This window comes from Limnospira indica PCC 8005, from assembly GCF_000973065.1.
GTDB classification, from domain to species: domain Bacteria; phylum Cyanobacteriota; class Cyanobacteriia; order Cyanobacteriales; family Microcoleaceae; genus Limnospira; species Limnospira fusiformis.
The window spans coordinates 3,960,455-3,979,356 of sequence record NZ_FO818640.1 but is presented as its reverse complement, the minus strand read 5'-3'; the positions used below and the strand labels follow the sequence as shown (position 1 = coordinate 3,979,356).

At 43.6% G+C, this 18,902-nt stretch carries 10 protein-coding genes; 6 read left to right on the top strand and 4 right to left on the bottom strand.

The features are described 5' to 3' along the window. Positions 1 to 28: 28 nt before the first annotated feature. Entirely contained in the window at positions 29 to 1,654 is a 1,626-nt protein-coding gene (locus XZ46_RS17410) for an alpha/beta hydrolase (protein ID WP_008051128.1), read from the top strand. A gap of 584 nt (positions 1,655 to 2,238) precedes the next feature. Here XZ46_RS17410 and gyrA read toward each other — a convergent pair. Further along, a complete protein-coding gene (gene gyrA, locus XZ46_RS17400; protein WP_006670378.1) occupies positions 2,239 to 4,887 on the bottom strand; it encodes a DNA topoisomerase (ATP-hydrolyzing) subunit A in 2,649 nt (882 codons plus the stop codon). Between the two features lie 201 nt (positions 4,888 to 5,088). Here gyrA and XZ46_RS17395 point away from each other — a divergent pair, with 201 nt between their 5' ends. The 3 genes from XZ46_RS17395 (at position 5,089) to XZ46_RS17385 (ending at position 8,693) form a co-directional block, all read left to right on the top strand. After that, positions 5,089 to 6,015: a histone deacetylase family protein gene (locus XZ46_RS17395; protein ID WP_008051126.1), complete on the top strand. Its 927-nt coding sequence runs from the start codon at positions 5,089 to 5,091 to the stop codon at positions 6,013 to 6,015. 78 nt (positions 6,016 to 6,093) lie between these two features. Further along, positions 6,094 to 8,091 (top strand): excinuclease ABC subunit UvrB, encoded by a 1,998-nt coding sequence (uvrB, locus tag XZ46_RS17390; RefSeq protein ID WP_008051124.1) that lies wholly within the window; start codon positions 6,094 to 6,096, stop codon positions 8,089 to 8,091. 389 nt (positions 8,092 to 8,480) lie between these two features. Beyond that, positions 8,481 to 8,693, top strand: a complete 213-nt coding sequence (locus tag XZ46_RS17385; RefSeq protein WP_008051122.1) for an AbrB/MazE/SpoVT family DNA-binding domain-containing protein — start codon at positions 8,481 to 8,483, stop codon at positions 8,691 to 8,693. 164 nt (positions 8,694 to 8,857) lie between these two features. On the opposite strand, the gene XZ46_RS17380 is transcribed toward XZ46_RS17385, so the two are convergent. Together XZ46_RS17380 and XZ46_RS17375 are read right to left on the bottom strand one after the other, a co-directional pair. Beyond that, complete coding sequence (locus XZ46_RS17380; RefSeq protein ID WP_052584710.1) at positions 8,858 to 10,369, bottom strand: hypothetical protein; 1,512 nt, start codon at positions 10,367 to 10,369, stop codon at positions 8,858 to 8,860. Continuing rightward, positions 10,366 to 10,818 carry a hypothetical protein gene (locus tag XZ46_RS17375; RefSeq protein WP_008051110.1) on the bottom strand — a complete coding sequence of 151 codons (453 nt, stop codon included), beginning with the start codon at positions 10,816 to 10,818 and terminating at the stop codon, positions 10,366 to 10,368. The genes XZ46_RS17380 and XZ46_RS17375 overlap by 4 nt, the downstream gene beginning before the upstream one ends. Positions 10,819 to 10,883: 65 nt before the next feature. On the opposite strand from XZ46_RS17375, the gene XZ46_RS17370 reads away from it, so the two are divergent. Next, the gene (locus tag XZ46_RS17370; RefSeq protein ID WP_008051109.1) at positions 10,884 to 16,169 is read left to right on the top strand and encodes an nSTAND1 domain-containing NTPase; all 5,286 of its coding nucleotides are present in this window, start codon (positions 10,884 to 10,886) and stop codon (positions 16,167 to 16,169) included. Positions 16,170 to 16,430: 261 nt separating this feature from the next. On the opposite strand, the gene XZ46_RS17365 is transcribed toward XZ46_RS17370, so the two are convergent. After that, positions 16,431 to 17,783 carry an MATE family efflux transporter gene (locus XZ46_RS17365; RefSeq protein ID WP_006624589.1) on the bottom strand — a complete coding sequence of 451 codons (1,353 nt, stop codon included), beginning with the start codon at positions 17,781 to 17,783 and terminating at the stop codon, positions 16,431 to 16,433. 276 nt (positions 17,784 to 18,059) lie between these two features. Between XZ46_RS17365 and XZ46_RS17360 the strand changes: the two genes are divergently transcribed. Continuing rightward, positions 18,060 to 18,824: a phycobilisome rod-core linker polypeptide gene (locus tag XZ46_RS17360; protein ID WP_006624590.1), complete on the top strand. Its 765-nt coding sequence runs from the start codon at positions 18,060 to 18,062 to the stop codon at positions 18,822 to 18,824. Positions 18,825 to 18,902 lie beyond the last annotated feature (78 nt).

The following is an 18,902-nucleotide window of genomic DNA, read 5'->3' as shown; positions in this document are numbered from 1 at the left end:
CATCCTAAGTTTCACACTGAGAATACTAATGCAGCCCAATTATATAATACTTGGTCTCAAGTTGATCGCTCTAGGGGTCTCCACCCTGGTAGCGATCGCTACCCCCACTCAAGCCGCTGATTTTTTGCGTTTTTCCATCGGAAATAGAGATGTTTCTATACCTGTCGATGTTTTAGAAACTTATATCGAAAATCCGCCCGACCATTCCGAAAATCACAAGTTAGATAATGTCGCCAATTTATTGAGTCCCAAAATCCAGACACAACTGCGGGACATATTAGCGAGACGTTATCAGTTTAGTGATGCCGAAATCAGGCATTTATTGAGTTCTCCGATGGTAGCAGATTTTTTAATTCAGATGGGAGATATTATCGAAACCGAACCCGGTGCTAATGGCGCAGATGCCATCCGAAATGCCATGGTATCAGCCAGTAGTCTCCCCGACGGATTTACCCTCATTGATATGATGCGAGAGTTTCCTAGTCCTAGTATTTATATGAACCTAAATGAGGCTTTACAAGCATTAACTAATGTAGCGATTTTAATTGAGTCAACTAATGATATAATTGCCGACATCAAAAGACTGGCATCTTCCCAAGGACAAACTGCTGGAAATATTGATTTTAGTCAATGGCGCGACTTACGAAAACCCGGAAATTTTCCAAGTTCTAAATACACCTATAGAGTTAGTGATTCAATTCGCGATCGCCAATTTAATTTTGATTTATACCTCCCGGAAACTACTGATAGTAATATCCCCACTTTAATCATATCTCATGGTTTAGCATCAGACCGCAGTCGCTTTGAATACCTCGCGCGCCATTTAGCCTCCTATGGTTTCGCCGTAGCTGTTCCTCAGCACACTGGTAGCGATTTTCAGCAATTCCAAGACTTGTTAATTGGGAAAGTATCAGATATGTTTAACCCGCGAGAATTTATAGACAGACCCCTTGACATTTCCCAAGTATTAGATTATCTGGAATCATTAAATCGTGGAGATTTAAGCGATCGCCTTAACTTGGATAATGTCGGAGTTCTCGGACATTCTCTCGGAGGCTATACAGCTTTAGTCTTAGGGGGTGCGCCGCTGAATTTTGCACAACTGAAAATCGACTGCAATCAAGATAACTTTTCCGTTAATCCTGCCTTATTTCTCCAGTGTCGCGCCCTAGAATTACCGCAAACCGACACCAACTTGAGAGATGAAAGAGTTAATGCTATCTTACTGATAAACCCTCTAAATAGTAGTATCTTAGGAGAAGCAAGCATCAATCAAATCCAAATCCCGGTGATGATGGTAGCCAGTGGCTTGGATATATTAGCACCAGCAGTATTAGAACAAATCCCAGCTTTTAATTGGTTAACCAATTCCCACCGATATTTAGTCTTTAAAGAAAAAGATAGTCACTTTTTTGATATGAATCAATACACGGCTGAAGCCATACCCAACTTAGGAGGTTTAACTCGTCCAGCCACAGAAATTTCTCGGGGATATATGAAAAGTCTAAGTGTAGCATTTTTCCAAACCCACATAACTAATAATCCTGAATATGAGCAATATTTACAAGCCGCTTACGCTATCCATATCAGTGATGCTGCTTATCCTATCCATTTGATATTACCGACTCCTGACCAGAAGCTAGGAGTTAAATAAAATGACATAAATAAATATTGACCCTTGACAAAAATGTAGGTTGGGTGAAACCCAACAAAGAGAGTAGTAGGTTGGGTGAAACGGAAAATGTAGGTTGGGTGAAACCCAACAAAGAGAGTAGTAGAGTAGTAGGTTGGGTGAAACCCAACAGAGGTCAATTGACCCAACGTAGGTTGGGTGAAACCCAACAAAGAGAGTAGTAGTAGGTTGGGTGAAACCCAACAAAGAGAGTAGTAGGTTGGGTGAAACCCAACAGAGGTCAATTGACCCAACGTAGGTTGGGTGAAACCCAACAGAGGTCAATTGACCCAACGTAGTCAATATAGCAAAAGTCAGGCAGGAAAACCCGCCATGACTTTTGTTATATCGATTGGAAAGCACACTACTTAGGTTTCTAATCTGATTATAACCGATATTGTCAGATTTTTATATCCGATTTGTGCAACTTTTTTGTATTGATGGACTTGCTCAAATTGTTAATTGATATATTGAATTGATATATTGAATTGATATATGAAAAACTCCCCCCTAACCAGACCTATTAGGAGGAAATGGGGGGAGTAGGGTTTCTAGGTTGTCAGAGTTCAGTTATTGACTTCTTGAAGTTCAACGTCAGTATTAGGGTCAACATCAACTTCGGTATCGTCCCCTTCACCGGATAAAGGGACTAAAGCCACAGCAGCGATCGCATCTTCCTTATCTAAGCGTTGTACCCGCACCCCTGTAGCATTGCGGGACTGTCGAGAAATAGCGCTAATCACCTGACGAATAATAATCCCCCGGCTAGTAATTAACATCAATTCATCAGTATTATGTACCACCTGAAGCGCCACCACACAATCACCAGATAAATGGGGTTTAAACTTAGTAGCAATAATGCCTTTTCCGGCGCGATTTTGTAAGCGGAATTGAGACACAGGAACTCGTTTTCCATAACCCCTAGTAGTAATGACCAAAATAGAAACCCCATCAGGTTCAACTTCAGTAGTAGCTATCTCTTCAGATTCCGTATCATCCACCTCTTCAACGGTAGTATTTTCCTCCTCTTCTATTTCCGTTTCTTCACCCCCCAATTTAGGAATACTAGCCACAATAAAACTAGGGAGAATATCCATCCCAATGAGTTCATCATCTGGTTTTAGTTTCATAGCTTTAACCCCACGGGTAGCGCGACCGAGGGGTCGTAATTGTTTATCATCAGTGTGGAAATGAATAGCCATACCCAGGCGAGAACCGATAATAACGCTATCATCCACCTTAGCACTGCGTACCCAACGCAACTCATCTCCTTCATTTAAGGAAATCGCAATTATGCCATTAGAACGGATATTGTTAAAAGCGGAAAGGGCAGTTTTTTTGATGTAACCCCCCTTAGTTAGCATCACCAAATATTCATCGTTACTAAATTCCCCAACCGCCACCAAAGAGGTGATTTTCTCATCCCGAGGAATTGGTAACATTTGCACAATCGGAACCCCCCGAGCGATGCGGGAGCCGATAGGTATTTGATAGGCTTTTAAACAGTAAGCAACCCCCCGTTCAGTAAAGAACATAATACTGTCATGGTCGCAACAACTCAAGAAATGTTTAACCCCATCATCCTCCTTCATTTTGGTTCCAGATTTACCGCGAGTGGCGCGATTTTGAGCCTCAAAAGTATTAACGGGCATCCGTTTAATGTACCCTTGTTCAGTGAGAAGAATAATTGCTTTTTCATTAGCAATCAAATCGGTATCTTCTAGCTCACTTTCTTCGAGTTCAATTTCGGTCCGTCGGGGTGTGCCGTGACGTTGTTTAATTTCTTGAGCTTCCTGTTCAACAATTTCTAAAATCCGTTCTCGGCGATTTAAAATATCGTTTAGGTCAGCAATTTTCGCCAAAAGTTCTTGATGTTCTTGTTCAATTTTCTGAGCTTCCAAGGCGGTTAAACGTCGCAGTTGCATTTGTAAAATAGCATCAGCTTGTGGTTCAGAAAGTCCGAACCTTTCGATTAACTCCTGTTTAGCTGTAGGGCTATCAGCAGCATGGCGAATTAGGGCAATAATTGCATCAAGATTATCGAGAGCAATTAATAGTCCTTGCAGGAGGTGATCACGTTCTTCAGCTTTGCGTTTTTCATATTCAGTACGCCGCCGGATAGTGTCGATGCGGAAGTCTAGGAAAACATGGAGATATCGCTTGAGGGTAAGCAATTCTGGTTTTCCGTTAACTAGGGCTAACATATTAGCGCCGAAGTTGGTCTGAAGGGGAGTTTGTTTATAAAGGTTGTTGAGAACCACCCTAGGATAGGCATCTCGTCGGAGTTCCACGACGATCCGCATCCCTTCACGATCGCTTTCATCTCGGATATCTGATATCCCCTCCAGGCGCTTCTCATTCACCATTTCGGCGATTTTTTCGATTAAAGCGGCTTTATTGGTTTGGTAGGGTAACTCAGTGATGATAATAGCTTCCCGGTCTGGTCGTCCTCGGTGTTCAATGGTTTCAATTTGGGCAACTCCCCGCATGGTGATAGAACCCCGTCCGGTGGTGTAGGCTTCCCGAATACCAGACCTTCCGAGAATTTTCGCCCCGGTCGGGAAGTCAGGACCGGGAATATAGCGCATTAGTTCAGTATCAGTAATTTCGGGGTTATGAATTAGCGCGACTAAGCCATCGACTAACTCATTGAGGTTATGGGGGGGGATGTTAGTTGCCATTCCGACGGCGATACCGGAGGAACCGTTGAGCAACAGTTGAGGAATGCGGGCCGGAAGCACTAGGGGTTCTTGTTGGGAACCGTCAAAGTTATCGCCAAAATCTACGGTATCGGAGTCGATATCCCGCAACATGGCTTCGGAGGTCAGGTAGTGCAGGCGACATTCTGTGTATCGCATGGCGGCGGGGGGGTCATTATCGACAGACCCAAAGTTCCCGTGACCTTGAATTAGGGGCGATCGCATCGAAAATTCCTGGGCCATCCGCACTAGGGCATCGTAGACGGCTGTATCACCGTGGGGGTGATATTTCCCCAGAACCTCCCCTACCACCCGGGCGCACTTCCGAAAGGGGCGATCGGGCATTAGGCCTAGTTCATTCATGGCATACAGGATGCGACGATGGACTGGTTTAAACCCATCCCTGGCATCTGGCAGCGCCCGACCTACAATGACGCTCATGGCGTATTCGAGATAGGATTGCTGCATCTCGTTCCGCAAATCCGTTGGGATAATTCGGGATTCGGAAGCGCTCATAGAATTGAAAACTCCATTAATATTGCAAAAACCGTCGCTTTTTTGTGAAATAATTCAGATCAAATAAATTGATTTTCGATTATTATTTGAAAAGGCGCGACTAGGCTATAAAATTATAGCATACTTTGCACATATTTTCGATGGGAATCCCTCTCGGCCCTATTGCCTTTTTGTCCCCTGTTGTTAGCCCCGGCACGGTCAATGTTAACTGTTATCTACTCTGACGAATTTCTGGAACACAAAACGGGTTTATTTCATCCAGAACGACCCGAACGCCTCAAAGCGATCGTCCAAGGTTTGCGGGCCACCCCCTGGCGTGACCAACTGACTTGGTTATCACCCACTCCGGTAAAAGAACGCCACAGTCTGATTATGCAAGTCCTCAAGGCTGTTCACACCGACTCCCATATTGACAGGATTAAAAATATTGCCAGTGCTGGCGGCGGCCATCTTGACGGCGATACTCCCATTTCTGAGGAGAGTTACCAGGTGGCGCTATTGGCGATCAGTGCTTGGTTAGATGGTGTCGATCGCACTTTGACTACCGCCAGACCTAGTTTTATTTTAGCCCGTCCCCCCGGACATCATGCCGAAGCGGGTCGGGGGATGGGTTTCTGTTTGTTTTCTAATGCGGCGATCGCTGCTCATTATGCCATTCAACAGCCAGGAGTCAATCGAGTTGCTATTCTTGATTGGGACGTTCACCACGGTAACGGAACCCAAAGCCTGGTCGAAAATCACCCCCAAATGGCTTACTGTTCCCTTCATCAGTCCCCCTGTTATCCCGGAACTGGCTACCCCCAAGAAAAAGGTCAATATAATAATGTTTTAAATATCCCCATGTCTCCAGGTAGTACCATGGCATTATACCAGCCAGCTTTTGAAAATCAAGTGATCCCTTTTTTACAAAGTTTTCAGCCAGATTTATTAATTATCAGTGCTGGATATGATGCCAATCAAGCTGACCCCTTAGCCAGTATTTCCTTACAACCGCAAGATTTTGGGATATTTACAGATTATTGCTGCCAAATAACTACAAAAATTGTGTTAGGATTAGAAGGGGGATATGATTTGAAAAGTTTGGCGGATTCGGTAGTGGCAACTATAGAGTCCTGTTTAAATCATTAATCCCTCCCAGTCTGGTCAGCCATTAACTCCCACAACAACCAACTATCAGATATGATCGGAATCATATCAAATTGAACTATGGTCAAATTTGAGTTAAAAGCACCCTTTCAACCTACAGGAGATCAACCATTAGCGATCGCCCAATTAATTCAAAGCATCAAATCCGGTCATCCTAAAACCACCCTCTTAGGCGCAACTGGAACCGGAAAAACCTTTACCATTGCCGCCACCATCGCCGAATTAGGTCGCCCCACCCTAGTCCTCGCCCACAACAAAACCCTCGCCGCCCAACTCTGCAATGAACTGCGGGAATTTTTCCCTAACAATGCCGTTGAATACTTTATCAGCTATTACGACTATTATCAACCGGAAGCCTATATTCCTGTCTCCGATACTTATATAGAAAAAACCGCCTCAATTAACGATGAAATTGATATGCTGAGACACTCAGCTACTCGGTCTTTATTTGAAAGGCGAGATGTAATTGTTGTAGCTTCCATTAGCTGTATTTACGGGTTAGGAATACCCACCGAATACCTGAACGCAGCCATTCCCCTACGGGTGGGAGAAGACCTAGACCAACGCCAACTTTTGCGAGACCTAGCCTCTATTCAATATACCCGCAATGACACGGAAATCACTCGCGGACGCTTCCGAGTTCGCGGAGATGTCTTAGAAATTGGACCCGCCTATGAAGACCGTATAATTAGGGTAGAATTTTTCGGGGATGAAATTGATGCAATTCGTTATATTGACCCCGTAACCGGAGAAGTCTTACAGAGTTTAGACACATTAAATATATACCCCGCCCGCCACTTTGTGACACCGGGAGATAGGTTAGATGCTGCTTGTGATGCTATTGCTGCTGAACTTAAACAACAGTTAGCCGAATTAGAAAAAGCTGGTAAACTTTTAGAAGCCCAACGCCTAGATCAACGCGCTCGCTATGACTTGGAAATGCTGCGAGAAGTCGGATATTGTAATGGTGTGGAAAACTACTCTCGTCACCTCGCTGGAAGGCTTCCCGGTTCTCCTCCTGAGTGTTTGGTGGACTATTTCCCGGATGATTGGTTATTGGTGGTCGATGAGTCTCATGTGACGGTTCCTCAAATTCGGGCTATGTACAATGGCGACCAAGCCAGAAAAAAGGTGCTAATTGAACATGGTTTTCGTCTTCCTAGTGCGGCGGATAATCGACCCTTGAAATCTGAGGAATTTTGGCAAAAAGTTAAACAGTGTATTTTCGTCTCGGCGACACCAGGAGATTGGGAAATTGCACAATCTCAAGGTCAGGTGGTTGAACAAGTTATTCGACCAACGGGGGTAGTTGACCCGGAAATATTTGTCCGCCCAACCACAGGACAGGTTGATGATTTAATCGCTGAAATTCAAGAGAGAATCCCCAGGAATGAACGGGTTTTGGTTACGACTTTAACTAAGCGTATGGCGGAGGATTTAACTGAGTATTTGCAAGAGAGGGGTATTCGGGTCAGATATCTACATTCGGAAATACAGTCGATTCAGCGCATTGAGATTCTTCAGTCTTTACAAGAAGGCGAATTTGATGTGTTAATTGGGGTGAATTTATTGCGGGAAGGTTTGGATTTACCACAGGTGTCTCTGGTGGCTATTTTTGATGCGGATAAGGAAGGTTTTTTGCGGACGGAAAGGTCCCTTATTCAAACTATTGGGAGGGCGGCGCGCCACGTTCGCGGTCAGGCTATCTTGTATGCTGATAATATGACTGACAGCATGAGGGCGGCGATCGCCGAAACTAACCGACGGCGAACAATTCAGTTGGAGTATAATCAAAAATATGGCATTACCCCTAAATCTATTCACAAAACTTCCAGTAATGCCATTTTGGCGTTTTTGGATGTCTCCAGACGCTTAAATTATCAACAAATTGATCTGCCTTGTCCACAGGTGGATGATTTACCCTTGGAAGAAATACCAACTTTAATTCAACAGTTGGAGGTTCGCATGAAGGAGGCGGCGCAACAGTTGGAGTTTGAGGAGGCGGCTCAATTTCGCGATCGCATTCGCATTTTACGCGATAAATTAGTTGGTCGTTAATTGATTTTTAGGACTCAGCGGCTGGGCCAAAAAAAAAAATTTTCTGGGCGGCCCCCGCGCTTTTTTTTCAGAAAACCCTATCTTTTTGGGGGAGTCCGTGCTATACTATAAGATAATGGGAATAGTTGCGAAAATATTATTTTTGCTTACATCCCATTATGTAACATACTCCTATCATAGCCGACTAGCGCCGCCCTGTCAACCCCTTTTCACTACTTTTTGATATACTAGATCCCAAAGCAGCAATTAATTTTCGTGGCAAGAATGCCACCTTTTTCGATCATCAATAACCTTGGATCTGAGCTAGGGTCATCAGTGCAAATATAAAATATCTATGTCTCCCCCGCCTGGAACAATACACCGTTAGCCGAGAAGAAGCCGGCGAGTTAATGATTCCCGAAACTGTGCGGAAACAACTAAACCGGCAAGTGGGCGATCGGCTCACTTTAACCCTTGAAAAAGATGGCAGCCTGCGTCTGGTCAGTTGGCGTGAACAAGTCCAAAAACTCCGGGGAATTTTTAAAGATGCAGACGGTGTCAGTTTCAGCGACAAACTAATTCGAGAACAGCGCTCCGAAACACAGCAGGACGAACAATGGTGAATCAAAATCCCCTTTCTGTATTGGATGCTTCAGGGTTCATTTCGTTAACTCCTCTGCCATATCCATTATCTTATCTGGTTTTGGGAATTACTAAAAACTTGAACAAGTTGCAATTAAAAATGTCAAAAAAAATCAACACATGAGCATCCATTATATAGATACAATCAAGAACGAAAGTGGTTCCATAATGCTAGTGATATCGCTGTTAATCCAGCAAATAAAATAGCAATGCTAAGACAATAAAAACCTAATATAGCTGTTTGTAACCAAGGTTTGGGAAAATTCGGAATTTCTATAATTAAAGAGCCAATAGGATGTTGTTCTAATTCCTTTGTAGAAATGTTGGTATTTGAAATTGGAAACTGTCCCGAAAGGGAAGCTGTAATCGAACTTGCACCTAAACCTACACCCACAATAGCGACGGTATTTTGGAAATTACGATCGCGCCGAGAACGATCGATTTCTACAATAGCCCAAGTCGCATCAATTAGATCTCTTAGAGTCTCTAAAGAAGATGTAAAATATTCGCCATCTTTTTGAATTTGTAGTAAATATTTTTGGCTGGCAGTAATTGCGAATTTAGATAAAAACGTGAGGTTTGATTTTGATTTTAAATCACAAAGCTCATACTTTAAATATTCGCTAATTTTACGAACTCTTAATTGATAATCATGCAAATTTATGTCAATGGTTCTAGATTGATCATTCAAACAACTAAGATCTATCGCATAATTAGGTAAAATAGTTTTTGCTTTATTGAGAGTTTTCTGGATTTGCTTATAATCAACTTTTGATAAGTCACTATCTCGAATTTCTTGCAAGCATTCACGAATGGAGATAGTATCCTGTTTGAGCCATTGTTGTAAAATTCTACTTTGGCTATAAGACCAAAGAATTTTAGAACGATAACAAAACAAAGACATTCCTTCAAAATTGAGTAATTTGGCAATTGTTTCAGCCACTATTTTATGGGGATATAAAATAATAATGACATGGTAATTTTCTAAAACTTCATCTATCGAGTATCGACACCTTCTAAAATCTTCGGATATGTTTTCATTTGCATTAAACTTAAGTCGATGAAAACTGAGTTCAAAAAAATGAGATTCAAAAGCATCATTACTTCCTTGTAAGTCATTTTCCCAGTTCCGTTCAGGAAATAGCGATTGATACAAACTTATAGCAATCTGCTTTGAGTTTTGTTTCCCAGGACACGCCAACTCACCGTAAATCAACCAAGTTTGTCCTAATGTGGGTTTGTGTTCGGACAGTTTTCGATCAATTTCTTGTTTCAAGTCTTTAACGATTGTAGCTGGTTGTGGGGTTTTGTTATTGACAGAACAACTGATCAATAATCCATAACTATCATTCAAACACACTGGATAATAAAAACCTTCATAGGTTGCGCCCCGATCTTCTCCAAAGCGAATAATTTGTTGGTCTCCAAGTATTTCTATATATTCGGCTTCCCATTGCTCATTATCGTATAAATATCCGTTTAATTTATATGGTATTTTGGCGAAAAAACTTTGCCTTCTTTGCTGAACATCATCGGTGCTTTCCCCCAAGCTATTCCGTAAATCATATAGATATGTATTGACAGTCGGATAAATTATTTCATTCATAATTACAGAAATATGATTTGTTCCAAAATCAGCACGAGTAGAATTGCTCAAAACATCGGTGTTTGTGGCAATTCCCAATATTGATCGAAATTTTTAATTTTTTTTGCAGTTTTATGTGGACGATCGCTCGTCAAGATAAGAACTGTTAAATTCTGAATTTCGTTCGTATTCTTTTTTGGCTTTCCACCAAAATAACCTCTATATCTGTATTCAATTTCTAGTTGTGTTTCGAGTTCTGTCCGGTTGGGCAGATAACAATCTGGGCGATCGAGGCAATCCAGTTTTGTCATGGCTTCTTGACACAATCGCTGTAATTCTGGGTTTTTGTCCAGAATCGCGTTAATTTCGGATTGGATCGCCGTCGATTTATCCGGGCGCAGCTCCAAGAGTCTTCCCACATTAGTTTGTAAAGCCAAAACTTCTGCGGGAGCCAGTTCTGTTTTTAGGTGGTACAGCGCCAGCAATAAAGCAAGTAAAGTTTTGTCAACTGAGGCATCCATAGAGCTTGGGTTAAGATTATTATGGAGATAGAGATAATTGTAACATTCTAGCAGGGGGCAAGCCAATGAGGAAACGGCAGGCTTTGGTAGTGGGAATTAATAGTTATCGGATGCTGGATGAACTGGGGACAGCCGCCAACGATGCAAATGCGATCGCCCAATGCCTCTTAGAACTAGGATTTGACGTAATCGGCTTACCTTCCGCGAGCAGTGAGGAAGCATGGCAGGTTGATCCAAAGAAATACTTGCTCACCCCTGAGTTGGAGGATGCCATTACCAACTTATTTGCTTTGAGTGCCAGCGTCAGCATACCCGAAACAGCCTTACTATTTTTTGCCGGTCACGGGCAACGGAAAGTCAAAGGAACTCTTGCCGAAGGTTTTTTAGCCACCAGTGGTGTAGATCCCCCAGAAATCCCTGGACTTTCCCTGCAAAAGTTGCGAAATATTTTGGACAAAAGCCCGGTAAAAGAACAGATCGTGATATTAGACTGCTGCTATGCTGGAGAATTACTCAACTTTGATGAAGCTCAACCGAGTAACGGCAAAACCATCTCTCGCTGCTTTATAACTGCTTGTCGCGAATTTGAGCGAGCCAAGGAACCGACACAGGGGGAACATAGCTTCCTTACCGAAGCCATTTTGAAAGGATTGAAGCAAGAAGGTATTTTGACCAGTGTTCACCTTTGTAATTATCTCCAAAAAACACTGGAAAAACACAATCCCAAACCTTATTGCAATACCTGGGGAGAGATTATTCTACGACAGCCAGAAGTAGAATCTACAGATGAAATTTTACAGGATGAATGTCCCTACAAAGGATTGAAAGCCTTTACAAAAGAGGATTCCGAATATTTCTTTGGACGAATTCAACTGACGCACGCCTTAGCTCATAACCTGCGAAATCATAAATTTCTAGCAGTTTTGGGCAATTCTGGAAGTGGCAAATCCTCAATTGTGAGAGCAGGTTTAATTCCACAATTAGAAAAAGATCTCAAAATTTCCCAGAGCCAAAGCTGGAAAATTTATGACCCATTCAAACCCGGAGATAATCCAATTGAGAGTTTGGCTCGGGTATTGGAAGACGAAAATCACTCTATTGAAGAAATCCAGGCTGAACTCAAACAAGGTGCAGAAGTTTTGCAACGCCTGATTTCCCGGGAAAATAACCCTTGCGTGTTGGTGGTCGATCAGTTTGAGCAAGTTTTTCAATCCGAAAATGAGGCAAATAGACAGCGTTTTTTCGACTGTCTTGTAGGAGCGGTTAAGGCAGAATTAGAACCGTCTATTCGAGTAGTTATTACCATGCGAGCGGACTTTTTAGGTGAATGCTTGAAATATCCTGAACTTGCACAATTAATTAAAGACAATCAGGAATTTGTCACCGAAATGAACGACGCTGAGTTGCGGGAAGCCATAACCGAACCAGCACAAAAACTTGGGTGGCCTATTCCCGAATCTTTAGCAGACCGAATAGTTAAAGATATGCAAGGTCTGCCGGAAAAATTGCCTTTATTGCAATATATCCTGGAATCAATGTGGAACCAGCGTGGCAAAAAGGGATTTCCGAAAGCCTACGACGATATGGGCGGAGTACAAGAAGCTCTGCAAAGGCAGGCGGATCAAGTTTATGAGTCTCTCACTGAAGAAAAGCAAAAGATAGCGCAAAAAATATTTTTGATTCTGACACATTTTGGGGAAGGAATTCAACCCACCTGTAGACAAGTTCGCAAATTTGATTTACTCAGCCAATTCTCCTCAAAGCAGGTAGAAAAGGTTCAGGTGGAAACGGTACTCAATCAATTACAGGAAGCAGGATTATTGGTAATTCGGAAACTCAACCCCACAAAGGAGGCAATAGCAAAACAAGATGATGATGCCCTGGTTGTGGTAGACGTAGCCCATGAAACTCTGATTCGCAACTGGGAAAAATTAAAGCAGTGGATTAACGAAAATCCTCAAGTAGAGCTGCAAAAACGCAAAATTGAGGAAAAAGCCCAAGAGTGGAAAAGTGCAGGCAAACCCCGATATGACTTGCTAAAAGGGTCAGAGTTAGTCAAAGCAGAAGATTTGATAAATGCTTTCCCCCTATCTGGAATATCTCTAGAGTTTGTCCAAAAAAGCATCAGGCGAAGGAACGCAGAACGAATTTTCATTGCCGGAACTGTGGCGACAGTGTTGGCAGTAGTCACGGGACTTTGGGTAAATGCTCAACGACAATCTACCATCGCTAAATTAGGAGAAAAAGCTGCAAGGGCTGAGAATTTGGCATCAGTTCAACCTGTCCAAGGTTTAGTTGCGGCAATTCAGGCTGCGGGGGAGAGCCAAGATAAACTAAGGCAAGTCATCAGTCCGGTTCACAATAGTTTGGTGGTAGCAACTCAAGCCATTACAGAACAAAATCGTTTTCAAGGTCATCAGGATGCAGTCTGGGCAGTAGCCTTTAGTCCCGATGGACAAACCATTGTTAGTAGCAGTTCGGATAATACGGTGCGTCTGTGGAACCTTGAAGGACAACAGATAGAGGAACTGCGGGGACATCAGAATCAGGTAAATGCAGTAGCCTTTAGTCCCGACGGACAAATTATTGCCAGTGGCAGTTCAGACAATACAGTACGTTTGTGGAACCTTAAAGGACAACAAATCAAAGAACTGAGCGGGCATGAAAATAAAGTCTGGGCAGTAGCCTTTAGTCCCGACGGACAAATTATTGCCAGTGGCAGTTCAGACAATACAGTACGTTTGTGGAACCTTAAAGGACAACAAATCAAAGAACTGAGCGGGCATGAGAATACTGTCGCGGCAGTAGCCTTTAGCCCGGACGGACAAACCATTGCCAGTGGCAGTTCGGACAATACAGTGCGTCTGTGGAACCTTCGAGGAGAACAAATAGCAGAATTGAGTGGCCATGATAGTTCTGTCTGGGCAGTAGCCTTTAGCCCGGACGGACAAACCATTGCTATTGGCAGTGCAGACAATACGGTGCGTCTGTGGAATCTTCAGGGAGAAGAGATAGCAAAACTGAGCGGCCATGAGCGTGAAGTTTTGGCTGTAGCTTTTAGCCCTGATGGACAAACCATTGTTAGTGCTGCTCAAGACAATACAGTGCGTCTGTGGAACCTCCAGGGACAAGAAATAAGGGAACTTCAGGGGCATCAGAGTGGGGTTTTGGCAGTAGCCTTTAGCCCTGATGGACAAACCATTGCTAGTGGCAGTTATGACAATACAGTACGTTTGTGGAAGCCAGAGGGGGAAGTGCTTCGAGAAATGCGGGGACATCAAGGTGGGGTGAATGCAGTAGCTTTTAGTCCCAATGGCGAAACGATTGTCAGTGGTGGTGCAGACAATACACTACGCCTGTGGAAACCTACCGGGGAAGTGCTTCGAGAAATGCGGGGACATCAGAATCAAGTCTGGGCAGTAGCTATTAGTCCCGATGGCGAAACGATTGTCAGTGCCAGTTATGACAATACCCTGCGACTATGGAACCGGATGGGGGAGGCCATAGGGAACCCACTACGGGGACATCAAAATCAGGTCTGGGCAGTAGCCTTTAGCCCGGACGGGAAAACCATTGTCAGTGGTAGTTATGACAATACCGCACGCCTGTGGAGTAGCCAAGGAGAACCTCTGAGGCAACTGCGGGGGCATCATCATTTGGTCTCGGCGGTAGCTTTTAGTCCCGATGGGGAAACTATTGTTACTGGTAGTTCAGACAAAACCCTGCGCTTATGGAACCTTCAGGGACAAGAGATTGCCAAACTGAGCGGGCATCAGAATTGGGTGGATGCAGTAGCTTTTAGCCCTGATGGGCAAATCATTGCTAGTGGTGGTGCGGATAATACAGTACGTCTGTGGAATCTTCAGGGACAGCAGATAGGGGAACTACAGGGGCATCAGAGTCCAATCAGATCGGTAGCTTTTAGCCCTGATGGGAAAACCATTGTCAGTGCTGCTCAAGACAATACAGTGCGCCTGTGGAACCTCCAAGGACAACAGATAGGGGAACTACGGGGGAATAATTGGTTCATGGCAGTAGCTTTTAGTCCAGATGGGCAAAGCATTATTAGTGGTGGTGGCGATGGTATTGTGCGCTTGTCGCCTCTGGGATGGGAAAATTTTCTTCAGATAGGCTGTCGCCAGTTGCAACATCATCGGACACTGGTGACACCAGAAACGGATGTGGCTCGTGATGTTGGAAACATTTGTCAAAAGTATGCCTGGACTCCAGCTGAGTCGGCAGATTTTCTGGTTCGCCAAGGTAATGCTTTGGCTGATCGAGGTGAGATAAGAGCAGCAGTGGCCAAGTTTAAAGAGGCTTTGAAGCTCAATCCTAATTTAGACATGGAACCGGAAACAAAAGCACAACAAATGGCTGTTCCAGGTTTGGTGGCGGAGGGTATAACTCTCGCATATCGTGGAGATTATGGCTTGGCTGTAGCTAAATTCCAACAAGCGCTTCAAATTGATCCTACACTAGATTTAAAACCAGAGGATAAAGCTAAAGAAATTGTAGTTCCGGTTTTAGTTGAAATGGGCGAAAATTTTGCTTTTCAGGGTCGGTATTATGAAGCGCTGGAAAAATTCAAAGAAGCTATAAATATTGATCACAGTTTAGATATAGAACCAGAGGATAAAGCCAAAGAAATTACAGTTAGAGCTTTACTAGAACAGGCTGAACAGTTAGCGAAGACTAGAAAAATTGAAGCGGCCATAGCAGCGTTCCAGGAAGCTATTAGCCTTGACGATAGTTTAGATATAGAACCGCAGGTGGCAGTTAATAGGATTGCTGCTGTGGCTTTGGTTGAAGAAGGTAAAAATTCGGCTGCACGGGGTGACTATGAGGAAGCAAGACAGAGATTTAAAGAAGCTATCACTTATAACCCTAACTTAAATTTAGACCCAGATAAAGAAGCAAAAATGCTTAGTATTAAGGCTTGGACAGAGTGGGCAGATCAACAGTTAAAAGAAGGTAAGTATCAAGGTGCAATTGATTCTTATAAAGAAGCACAAAAAATTGACCAGAATTTAGTCATTTCGGCTAGGAATTGGAATAGGATATGTTGGTTTGGAAGTTTACGTGGTCATGCAGAAGTAGCTATTGAAGCGTGTGAAAATGCAGTGAAACTGAACCCAGACTCTGCGATGTATAGAGGCAACCTAGCTATCTCTAAGGCTATCAACGGCGATACAGATGGAGCAGTTCAGGATTTTGACAAATTCCTAAACATGACTGAAGATGAAGAATTAAAAAGTCAAGTGCTGTATTATATTTATGATCTAGAAAATGGAAACAATCCTTTTACAGAAGCAGAAGTTAGCAGACTTTTGGGTGATTCAATCAATAATTAAATATGATAACTCCTCACCAGCTATTTCAACAGTGAACCTAGATAGCTAAAAATTTTTTCTGGGCGGCCCCCGCGCTTTTTTTTTCAGAAAACCCTATCTTTTTGGGGGAGTCCGTGCTATACTATAAGATAATGGGAATAGTTGCGAAAATATTATTTTTGCTTACATCCCATTATGTAACATACTCCTATCATAGCCGACTAGCGCCGCCCTGTCAACCCCTTTTCACTTGGGCGGCCGGGCCATTTTTTTAAAAAAAAGCTATTCTAGGACAACTGGATCAGCCGATCGCAATTGCCAAGTTTTGCAAGTCCAAAAATAAGCGCCAATACCGACAAGTAAATTAGCAATACAAGCGGCGACAAAAATGCCTTTAACTCCCCACCAGAGACTACCCAAATAAGCCAAAGGAACATAAAGTAATAACATCCGGGTAATAGTCATCATCAAAGATGGTAAAGGCTTACCCAAAGCATTAAAAGTAGAACTAGCGATGAACATGAGACCCATAGTTCCATAACTAACGGGAACGAGGGTGAGGTAACTAGCAGCGATCGCGACTACATTGGGATTTTGATCAAAAGCGGTAGCGATTTGTTCAGAACTAGCAGCCAAAATAAGAGTTAATAGGACTCCCCAAAATATACAAAACAGGAAAGACTGTCGGATAGCAGTGTGTACGCGATGATAAAGTTGAGCGCCCCAATTTTGACCAACAAAAGGACCAATACTAGCAGAGAGTGCCATAATCACAATTAAAGCGAAAGCCTCGACTCGGGTAGCAATACCAAAACCAGCGACGGCTTCGGCACCCTCTGTAGCGACCAAACCTGTAACGACGGCGGTAGAAATAGGGGTAATCATATTGGTTCCGGTAGCGGGAATACCAACATGGAGAATTTGTCGCCAGTCGGACAATAGGTCTTTGGGGGTGGGAAGTTTCCAGAGGAGCATTTTTTCGCGGAAATGCAGGAATAAGACGGAAGCGATTAAAGTGGTAGCACGACCGATAACAGTAGCGATCGCGGCTCCCCGCAGTCCCATGGCTGGTATAGTAGCAAAGCCAAAGATAAATATGGGGTCAAGGATAATATTAACGACAGCAGCGACAGTCATAATCACACTAGGAACGAAGGTATTACCCGCCGCGCGAATAGCGCTAGTCCCGACCATAGGAACCACCAGAAAAATGACACCTCCATACCAAATGGTCATATACTCGCGGATAAATGGCAAGATATCAGGACTGGCTCCCAAGGCTTGAAACACGGGGTTAATGGTGCTGATACCGAGGACGACTAAGACACTAACCATAAGCAGAGAGAGACTGAGAGAGTTAGTGGTGAGGCGGCGGACGCGATCGCGTTCTCCCTCCCCAATAGCCCTAGCAATGACAGAAGCAGCGCCTATCCCCAGTCCCATAGATACGCTTCCTAATAGGGTGACTACTGGAAAGGTAAAACTCATCGCGGCTAGTTGTCGGGTTCCCAACTTAGCGACGAAGTAGGTATCTGCTAGGCTAAAGGCAATAATGGCAAACACTCCCCAAATCATTGGTAGAGTGAGGTTAATCAGGGTAGATGTAACAGATCCTTGGGTTAATGTTCCTTTCATAGGGCTAGCGGCTTTGAGCATATTTACAAAAGTTTACCAAAAAAAAAGGGTTGAAGCTAGGCGGTAGGTGGTAGTGGCTCTATTAGTGTTTGGGGGAAGATTGCTAAAATGTTACATATTATTGCAGAGCTTCATAAAAGTTAGACTGCGATCGCCTCAATCCCCTAATCTGTAAGCATGGTATATTAATGCCAGTGTGCTAAATCCCAATCATCCTGGGATAGATCATTGGCGACAACTGATAAACAATGCTGACGTTTGAGAATAAGGAGATTAATGGTGCCCCTTCCATTATTAAGCTACACTACAACGAGTTTCAATACTCGTGTTGCTGGATATGAAGTTCCAGGTGATGAGCAGCCCCAAATTTATACGGCTGAAAATATGCCTTCGGGTTCTGAGTGGGACGCTCTGATCTGGGCGGCTTATCGGCAAATCTTTAGTGAGCATCAAATGCTGAAAAGCAATCGCCAAACCTTCCTTGAGTCCCAACTCAAGTTTGGTCAGATCACCGTCCGTGACTTCATTGGTGGGTTAGCGACTTCGGCTCCTTTCTTGGAGAGAAACTACCAAACCAACAGCAACTACCGCTTTGCGGAAATGTGCGTTCAGCGAATTCTCGGCCGGGATGTTTACAACGAACGGGAAAAAATCGCTTGGTCAATTGTGATTGCTAACAAAGGACCCAAGGGCTTCATTGAGGAATTACTCAATAGCGACGAGTACCTGGATAACTTCGGATATGATACAGTTCCTTATCAACGTCGTCGGATTCTGCCTCAGCGCAATATGGGCGAAACACCCTTTAACCTGAAGACTCCCCGGTACAATGAATACCACCGGACCCAGTTGGGATTCCCCCAAGTTATCTGGCAAACTTCTGTACGTCGCTTTGTACCCCAAGAGAAGCAACCCAAAGCTGGCGATCCCGCCAACTTCCTGGCTATGGCGAAACAGGTTTCTCGTCCTGCCAACACAGTAACTCGCGTTGCCCTTGGTAGCATCAATTTTGACACCATGGTTCCTTACCGTCAGCGCTAATAGGATCTAATCCTTACTTAATTTGGATTGACAGTCGCTGCCAGCGGTTAGATATTCGGAGTTTTTGACCCAATGGTT